The sequence below is a fragment of the Bacillus sp. YH3-2-B2 genome, from assembly GCF_053663335.1.
Map to the genome: position 1 here is coordinate 394,200 of NZ_JBSJQE010000004.1, position 8,301 is coordinate 402,500.

8 protein-coding genes, 2 tRNA genes and 1 rRNA gene (1 of these 11 cut by a window edge) are annotated in these 8,301 nt (G+C 46.0%); 5 read left to right on the top strand and 6 right to left on the bottom strand.

The window, feature by feature from the left end; all coding sequences use genetic code 11:
* Positions 1 to 25 precede the first annotated feature (25 nt).
* The 6 genes from ACWJJX_RS16700 to ACWJJX_RS16725 form a co-directional block, all read right to left on the bottom strand.
* Positions 26 to 340, bottom strand: a complete 315-nt coding sequence (locus ACWJJX_RS16700; protein ID WP_102422394.1) for a DMT family transporter — start codon at positions 338 to 340, stop codon at positions 26 to 28.
* The gene (locus ACWJJX_RS16705; protein ID WP_003156023.1) at positions 340 to 669 is read right to left on the bottom strand and encodes a DMT family transporter; all 330 of its coding nucleotides are present in this window, start codon (positions 667 to 669) and stop codon (positions 340 to 342) included. The genes ACWJJX_RS16700 and ACWJJX_RS16705 overlap by 1 nt, the downstream gene beginning before the upstream one ends.
* Positions 670 to 741: 72 nt before the next feature.
* A complete protein-coding gene (locus tag ACWJJX_RS16710; protein WP_014304461.1) occupies positions 742 to 1,323 on the bottom strand; it encodes a TetR family transcriptional regulator in 582 nt (193 codons plus the stop codon).
* 116 nt (positions 1,324 to 1,439) lie between these two features.
* Positions 1,440 to 3,002, bottom strand: a complete 1,563-nt coding sequence (locus ACWJJX_RS16715) for an APC family permease (protein WP_007409293.1) — start codon at positions 3,000 to 3,002, stop codon at positions 1,440 to 1,442.
* A gap of 237 nt (positions 3,003 to 3,239) precedes the next feature.
* A complete protein-coding gene (locus ACWJJX_RS16720; RefSeq protein ID WP_040238461.1) occupies positions 3,240 to 4,094 on the bottom strand; it encodes a manganese catalase family protein in 855 nt (284 codons plus the stop codon).
* A 110-nt stretch (positions 4,095 to 4,204) separates the two neighbouring features.
* Positions 4,205 to 4,669, bottom strand: a complete 465-nt coding sequence (locus ACWJJX_RS16725) for an SRPBCC family protein (protein WP_003156017.1) — start codon at positions 4,667 to 4,669, stop codon at positions 4,205 to 4,207.
* A 127-nt stretch (positions 4,670 to 4,796) separates the two neighbouring features.
* Between ACWJJX_RS16725 and ACWJJX_RS16730 the strand changes: the two genes are divergently transcribed.
* From ACWJJX_RS16730 to ACWJJX_RS16750, 5 genes are all read left to right on the top strand, one after another.
* Complete coding sequence (locus tag ACWJJX_RS16730) at positions 4,797 to 5,798, top strand: NADPH:quinone oxidoreductase family protein (RefSeq protein ID WP_039062714.1); 1,002 nt, start codon at positions 4,797 to 4,799, stop codon at positions 5,796 to 5,798.
* 429 nt (positions 5,799 to 6,227) lie between these two features.
* Positions 6,228 to 7,646 (top strand): sugar porter family MFS transporter, encoded by a 1,419-nt coding sequence (locus ACWJJX_RS16735; protein WP_326375352.1) that lies wholly within the window; start codon positions 6,228 to 6,230, stop codon positions 7,644 to 7,646.
* Positions 7,647 to 7,948: 302 nt separating this feature from the next.
* Positions 7,949 to 8,025: transfer RNA gene (locus tag ACWJJX_RS16740), tRNA-Arg, on the top strand.
* A gap of 8 nt (positions 8,026 to 8,033) precedes the next feature.
* A tRNA-Gly gene (locus tag ACWJJX_RS16745) sits at positions 8,034 to 8,107 on the top strand.
* 97 nt (positions 8,108 to 8,204) lie between these two features.
* Positions 8,205 to 8,301, top strand: a 16S ribosomal RNA gene (locus ACWJJX_RS16750) (its annotated part continues 1,362 nt past the right edge of the window); the annotation flags it as partial.

Consider the following 8,301-nt stretch of genomic DNA (forward strand, 5'->3'; position numbering starts at 1 on the left):
TTGTTTAAAAAGCTGTCTCAGGCCGTCACGCTGTCAGTTTTAAGCCGATGACACCGATGAGGATAAGCCCCAGAGACACCAATTGTGACAGATTGAATTTTTCTTTAAACCAAAGTATGCCCACGGCAGAAACGCCGATGCTTCCCATGCCGGTCCAAGCCGCATACGCGACACCTGTGGGAAGAACCTGCATCGCTCCGGAAAGGCAAAAGAATGAAATCATAAAGCCTGTTACCATGACAATCAGCGGCCACTTTTTTTTAAAACCGTCAATATGTTTCATGGCAACGGCCGCTACAACTTCCTCCGCTCCGGCAATAAATAACAGCAGCCATGCCATTAATGTTCACCCCTTGTTTCAGTTTCTTTCGTAAATACCTTCATTCCTAAAATGCCGGACAACAGCAAAGCCAAAAAGAATATTTGCCCGATTGAAAACGATTCGCCTAAAATGACGCCCGTTACATATGTGCCGACGGTGCCTATTCCGACAAAAACGGTATATGCGGCAGCCATCGGAATTTTTTTATAAGAGCGGATCAGCATCAGAAAGCTGACGGCAATCAAAAGGAAAATACCAATCCAATCAAAGAGCGAATCCGCATGCTTCAGGGCGGACGCCCAAACTACTTCTAACAGTCCGGCTATCAATACAAGCAGCCAATACATGATACAGTCACCTCAGTTATGAATGAATGTCAGTCATTTTTACGGCGGTCAAAAATGATCGGTCTCCGCCAATCATTTCTGCAAGCTTCTTTTGAGAAAGCTGAATATTTCTTTTTTATATACTTCGAGATCGACATCCTGTTCACAGCCGATATAAAACCGTTCAGCCGCGTTCTCGACAACGTTGATAATCGTTCTGGCCGTCCATCTGACATGAATGCCGCTGATGACTTCACCCTGTTCAATGGCCGTATTGATCACGCCTTCCAGCCAGGAATAATAAGGCTGATAAATGGCTTCCCATTTCTCCATTGAATGATCGATGGCAAGACCGGAATAACAGAGGACGATAATATCTTTATGAAGCCGGGTGATGTGAAATGTCTCATCTACCAAAATGTCCAGCAACGTCCAAAAATCTTCAGAACCGTCCGTTTTCCCTTTTATTCTGTCCAGCGTAGTGTCGAGCAGGTTTTCTGCAATCGCGGATATCAGTGCGTTTTTAGAAGAAAAATATAAATAAAACGTACCTTGGGCCGTTCCGGCTTTTTTGACGATTTCTGAAATGGATGCTTTGTCTAATCCTTTTTCAGAAATGACTTCAATCGCGGCTTGCAGGATCTTTTCGTATTTTCCCGAGCTTTGTTTTGCCAATAGAGGGGTTCCTCCTTTTATGAATGACTGTCATTCATTTTATCGCATATTCGCTTTTTTGTCACCCCTTAACATAAAAATACCGGAAAGAAGACCATACTTCTTTCCGGCATTCGTCATTTATCACTGTCGATCATAGCCTTCGGCAGACCCGTATATTTTGCCCAGTAATAAATACCGAGCGAACCGATGGCGATCAGAATCAGGTCAAGCGGATTGCTGATAATGCCCAATCCGTGGCCGAACGAGCCGAGATAGGAGAAAATCAGCATCATGACATAAAAGCCGACGATCCACCATGCGGATTTCAGCTGCTGGCGTATGCTGACATCATCTTTGGGAGCATATTTACTGAAACAGAGATAGATCAGAAACATGACAATTTGAGAACCGAGAAGCCAGGATACGGTGCGCCATCCGGACCAATATACAATATAAGAGGTAAAAATAAACGACAGCGGCCCGATGATGCTCATCCCTTTTAAATAAAACGGTCTGTTAATGTTCTTCGCGTTGACTCTCAGCGCCGCAGAAGAAATCGGCGCAATCGCATAAGACAGAATCAATGCGACGGAGCATACGTTAACAAGAGCGTTCCAAGAAGGGAACGGAAGCGTCCAAAAAACAGCCAGACCGAACGAAAGCCAAAGGGAGGCGCGCGGTGTCCCGGTTTCTTTATTGACTTTAGAAAAAATGCTGAATAATGTTCCGTTTCTGGCCCAGGCATAGACGAGACGTGAAGTCGTATTCATAAAGATATTTCCGTTACCGCCCGGTGATAAAATCGCATCTAAAATGACCAATGTCGCCAGCCACCCCAAACCGAGCAAAACGGCGATATCTTTGAACGGAAGGGAGAATTCAGTCCCGATAGCCGGCCATCCGTGCTTCAGGGTATCCGCCGGGATCGCCCCGATAAAAGTGAGCTGCAGCACGGTGTAAATAATAGTAGAAACGATAATACAAACAATCAATGCGATCGGAATGTTCCGCTTCGGATTCTGCACTTCACTCGCGACAGCCACAATCGGATGCAGCCCAAGGTATGCAAACATGACGCCGCCTGTGGAAATCGCGGCCTGAATCCCGGTGAAACCAAAAGGCGCGAATCCGTGAACGGTCATATTGCCCGGGTGAAAATGAAAAATCAGTACAACAATTACCGTAATCGGTACGACATATTTAAAAATCGAAATAATGAAGTTTGCTTTCGCAAAGGTTTTGACACTCCAGTAATTGAGGAGGAAGAACAGGCAGAGCAGCGCAAATTGCAATATCCATCCGGCAATTGTCGGAGAATCAGAGCCTTTTACGGTCAAACCGGGAAACCAATACGCCACGTATTGGCGGACTGCCGTGACTTCTATAGAAATAAGACTCGTGTATGCCACAATGGTGACAAAGGAAATTAAATATCCGACCAGGTGTCCGTGTGAATATACGGGATACCGGATAATTCCCCCGGTCCGCGGCAGCGCGGCGCCCAGTTCCGCATAAACCAAGCCGATCAATAAGATGATTCCCCCGCCGATCAGCCAGGAAAAAACGCCTGACGGGCCCGCTTTAGAGGCGACGTTACTGACGGCAAACAGCCATGCCGAACCGAATATGGCTCCCATGCCGATTAAAATAAGATCAAAAAGTGACATAGTTTTCTGGAAGTTTCCTTGCTTAGACATTCGCTGCCTCCTTAAAAAAGACATTGTTCTCTTTACATAATTCCCATTATCATTCAAACATACCCAGCCGGCCGGCTGGAAAATTAGGACAACTTTCGAAACGAAGTATGTACAGAAATGTGCTCACATCAAAATAACGGCCGTATGGCAAGATCTCCCGGCTTATATTCCCCGTTTTGAACACATTCAAACCTCATATTCAGAAAAACAAAAAACGCCCGAAACAGGCGTTTTTTGTTACAAGTTCATATCTTTCAGTCCGGGGCTGTGCTCATTCGGAAGCTCGGGAAGTTCCGGGACGGGGAAACCTTTAGGAGGCTCGGACACACTTAATTCGCCGCCGTTTCGGCTCGGCGTCGTTCCCTGCAGAATTTCTCCGATCCGTGTCGGATCCAGTCTGAAATTAAATTGTGTATTATGATAACCCATTTCAACGAATTTCCGGCATTCCGGGTATTTTTCAATATCATAATTCGGCACGGGAAATAATTTGCCCCATTCGACACCCAGTGTTTCCAGCGCTTTTGTAAATGCATTTTGATGGGCGTTGTCACGGACGATCAGAAAACCGAGTGTTTCTCTGAACGTCTGATTTGAACTCATTTCATAAATGCGCGTCTTTTGCAGCACGCCGGTTGATTCCAGCACGACATTGTCCAATAGATCGGAAATCAGATTCCCGTGGTTGTATACCCAAGACCCGTTCCATGGATTGCCGCCGGCGTCTACAGGAAGAGAACTTTGCGCCCCGATGATAAAATGGTGCGGATTGGCGTGTTTAACTGCTTCGTCAAGCGGCGCCTGATCTGCTGCCTGATTTCCGGCGCCCTCAGCGCCGCTTTCATCGAGCAGCGCATTAATCGTATGCTGGACGAGCTCAACGTGTGCGATCTCTTCTAAAAATACACCGCGAAGCAGGTCACGGAACTGTTTTTCTTTTCCTCTGAAATTAGAGCTTTGGAAAAAGTATTGCATCATCGTCCGCATTTCCCCGTAATGCCCGCCTAAAATTTCCTGAAGCACCTTGGCCGCGGCCGGGTCCGGCTTGTCCGGTTTAATGATATTGATCAGCTCTTCTTTGTAATAATACATAAACAGCGCCCCCTGAAAGAAGTTTTCGGTTCTTCTGTTAGTGTCTTTGCAAATTCAGTTTTTATGTATCGGCATCAAAAAAGGACGGAAAGCGTGTCCGTCCTTTTGTGTTAAGCCTCAACCGCCCCGCGAAGTTTCGTGTTGACAAGCCCGTTCCATCCTTGATCCATCGTACTGTGAATCTCGGAGCTTTTCCGATTGACTTTATTGATGACGGCTTCCGGCTCTTTCCATCCGCCGTGAATGAGAGTGAATTCCGTATCCCCGCTTTCCGTTTCCTTTAAGACAAAAGAAACGATCCAGCCTTCCGTATCCCATGAAAAAGAAAGGCGGTACGGCGCTTCAATATCCAGCAGCTTGCACGGAGACGGACCGAACGGAGATTCCAGCTGAAACTCACTGTCTTCTTGAGGTGTGAAATCATTCGGCATAAACCAGAGAGACAGGCCGTCCGCCGTAGAGACCGTATCCCAGACAACTTGTATCGGCGCCTTGAAAACGGCGGTATGAATAATGTCCGGTAATGGCTGATTGCTGTTGTTGTTTTTGTTATCTTTGTTTTGTTTATCAGACATGATGCGTAACCACTCTTTCGCTGTTTTTACTTTTGATCATACTACACAGGGCAGGACATTTGAAAACAAATCAAACTTATTTTATGCTTTTCCAAAGCCATTCAATTCATTTTAAGGAGACGTAGTGATGACAGATCAATTTAAAGCGTTAGTAGTCGATCAACATGAAGACCGGTTTTCAGTCAGCGTACGGGAGCTGGCGGTTCAGGACCTTCCCGAGGGTGAAGTGCTGATTAAGGTTTGCTACTCAGGGGTGAATTATAAAGACAGCTTGGCTGCCATTCCTGACGGCAAGATCGTAACCTCGTATCCTTTCGTGCCGGGAATTGATTTAGCGGGAATCGTCGTTTCTTCAGATGACGCCCGTTTTAAAGAAGGGGACAAAGTCATTGCGACAAGCTACGGCATAGGCGTTTCCCATTTTGGCGGCTATAGCGGGATGGCCCGCATTCCGGCAGATTGGATCGTGCCGCTGCCTGAAGGTCTGACACTTAAAGAAGCCATGACGATCGGAACCGCCGGCTTCACTGCCGCATTGTCCGTCCAGCGTCTTGAAGAAAACCATGCCGCTCCTGAAAAAGGGAAGGTGCTGGTGACGGGAGCGACAGGCGGCGTCGGAAGCTTTGCCGTCTCCATTCTTTCAACCTTAGGTTATGAGGTCGAGGCCAGTACGGGAAAAGAAGAAGAAAGCGGGTATTTGAAGAGCCTCGGAGCAAAGACGGTCATTCACCGTGACGAAGTGTATAACGGCACGTTAAAACCGATGCAAAAACAAAAATGGGCAGCGGCCGTCGATCCGGTCGGAGGTGAGCCGCTTGCTTCAGTTCTCAGTCAGATTCAGTACGGCGGATCAGTTGCTGTGAGCGGACTGACAGCGGGAACGAAACTCCCGGCTACAGTCTTTCCGTTTATATTGCGCGGCGTCAGTCTCTTGGGAATTGATTCCGTATTCTGTCCGATGGAGACAAGAAAGAAAATATGGCAGCGTTTAGCTGATGACTTCAAGCCTGCAGATCTGGAGGCCTTTATTCAAAAGGAAATTACACTTGAAGAGCTGCCGGATACGCTTCCTGCCCTTTTAAAAGGAGAAGCGAGAGGGAGAACGATTGTTACAATAAACGAAGAATAAAACAAAAACCCCCAACTAGCAGTTGGGGGTTTTCAATATATAATCAATTATTGATTATAATAGGGGTAATTCATTGAGTATGTTATGAAAATAAATTGATGTAAAACATAAATTGATTATATATAGGTAATATAAAGGTGAGTTATAAAATTTTCTGAAATATTTATTGACTGAAAGCGCTTTTAAAATTATGATAATAACATAAGTACCAATAATATCATTATAAATTAACTACAAAGTAACTATAAAATAACAATATAACGAGAGGGGAGAGCGAATAATCACTATAAAGGATAACGCTTTTGGAACATTTTCTTCTTATATAACTGTTTTGGACGGTCAGAACTTGTATGCAGACGTTAGAGGTGCAAATATTGATAACTGAATATTCGGATATTATCTCTGTGTAAAAACTAGGAGGATTTGAAGATGAATAAAAATAGCAGCCAGCATTCATTTTTGAGAACCATCATTTTAGTATCGACATTCGGGGGACTTCTTTTCGGCTACGATACCGGTGTGATTAATGGGGCGCTGCCGTTTATGGCGGAAGCTGACCAGCTTAATCTTACCGCTTTGACTGAAGGGATGGTGGCGAGCTCCCTGCTCTTGGGGGCTGCGATCGGCGCGGTTTTCGGAGGGAGATTGTCGGACTATAACGGCAGACGTAAAAATATCCTTATCCTTGCCGTTTTGTTCTTTGCGGCGACGCTTGGATGTACACTGGCGCCTAACGTGTCGGTTATGATCATCTCCCGTTTTCTGCTGGGGCTTGCCGTCGGGGGAGCATCTGTAACCGTTCCGGCATATTTGGCTGAAATGTCGCCGGCGGAAAGCCGAGGGAGAATGGTTACCCAAAATGAATTGATGATTGTAACGGGCCAGCTGCTTGCCTTCACGTGTAATGCTATCATCGGCAATGTGCTTGGTGATACCTCTCACGCTTGGCGTTATATGCTCGTTATCGCGGCCCTTCCGGCGGTATTCTTGTTTTTCGGTATGCTGAAAGTTCCTGAAAGTCCGCGCTGGCTGGTTTCTAAAGGAAGAAAAGAAGATGCTCTGCACGTTCTCCGGCGAATAAGGAATGAAGAGAAAGCGAAGTCTGAGCTCGCTGAGATTGAATCTGCCTTTCGTAAGGAAGCTGAGATGGAGCAGGCGACCTTTAAGGATCTTGCCGTTCCGTGGGTGCGCCGCATTGTGTTTATCGGGATCGGAATTGCGGTAGTGCAGCAGCTCACCGGCGTGAATTCAATTATGTATTATGGAACTCAAATTTTAAAAGATACCGGTTTCGAGACAAAAGCCGCATTAATCGGCAATATCGCTAACGGTGTGATTTCGGTGCTCGCGACTTTTGTGGGAATATGGCTTCTCGGCAAAGTCGGCCGCCGCCCGATGCTGATGACGGGGCTGATCGGAACGACTGCGGTGCTGCTTTTGATCGGAGTTCTGTCTGTCGTGCTGAAAGGATCGCCTGCTCTTCCTTATGTGGTTCTTTCATTAACAGTCACTTTCCTTGCGTTTCAGCAGGGGGCTGTCTCTCCGGTGACCTGGCTGATGCTGTCGGAGATATTCCCGCTACGATTGCGGGGGCTTGGTATGGGGGTCACTGTCTTCTGCCTCTGGATCGTGAACTTCATTGTTGGTTTAACTTTTCCGGTCCTGCTCGCAAACATCGGATTGTCTGCAACCTTCTTCATTTTTGTCCTGTTAGGGATAGCGTCCGTTATATTTGTGAAAAGGTTCCTTCCGGAAACGAAAGGTCTGTCGCTCGAACAGCTTGAACAAAACTTCCGTGCCTATGAAAAAACAGATCGTAATAGCGCAGAAGCCGAGGTGAGCGGGTAATCTGAATAGACGCGGGGTTCCTGGGAATCCCGCTTTTTACTATTATATAGAAGGGAATAATAAGCGGGAAAAAAGTTTCGTAAAAGTGTTGACCTAATTTAAAGTGCGTGGTATATTATTAAACGTCGCTGATGAACAAAGCGATAACGACAAATGAGAAAATGATCTTTTTAAAAAAAGACTTTACAAATTCTCAAAAGCGTGTATAATAAATGAGGTCGAGAAAAAAGACTTCGTAAAGAAATAAAAAAACACTTGACATCATAACTGATTGGTAGTATGATAGTTAAGTCGCCTGATAAGCGCCCGTAGCTCAATTGGATAGAGCGTTTGACTACGGATCAAAAGGTTAGGGGTTCGACTCCTCTCGGGCGCGCCAATTCAAATGCGGGTGTAGTTTAGTGGTAAAACCTCAGCCTTCCAAGCTGATGTCGTGAGTTCGATTCTCATCACCCGCTCCATTATAATGATCTTTGAAAACTAAACAAGACAAAACGTACCTGTTAATTCAAAGTTTTAAATAAATCGCACAGCGATGTGCGTAGTCAGTCAAACACTTTATCGGAGAGTTTGATCCTGGCTCAGGACGAACGCTGGCGGCGTGCCTAATACATGCAAGTCGAGCGGACAGATGGGAGCTTGCTCCCTGATGTTA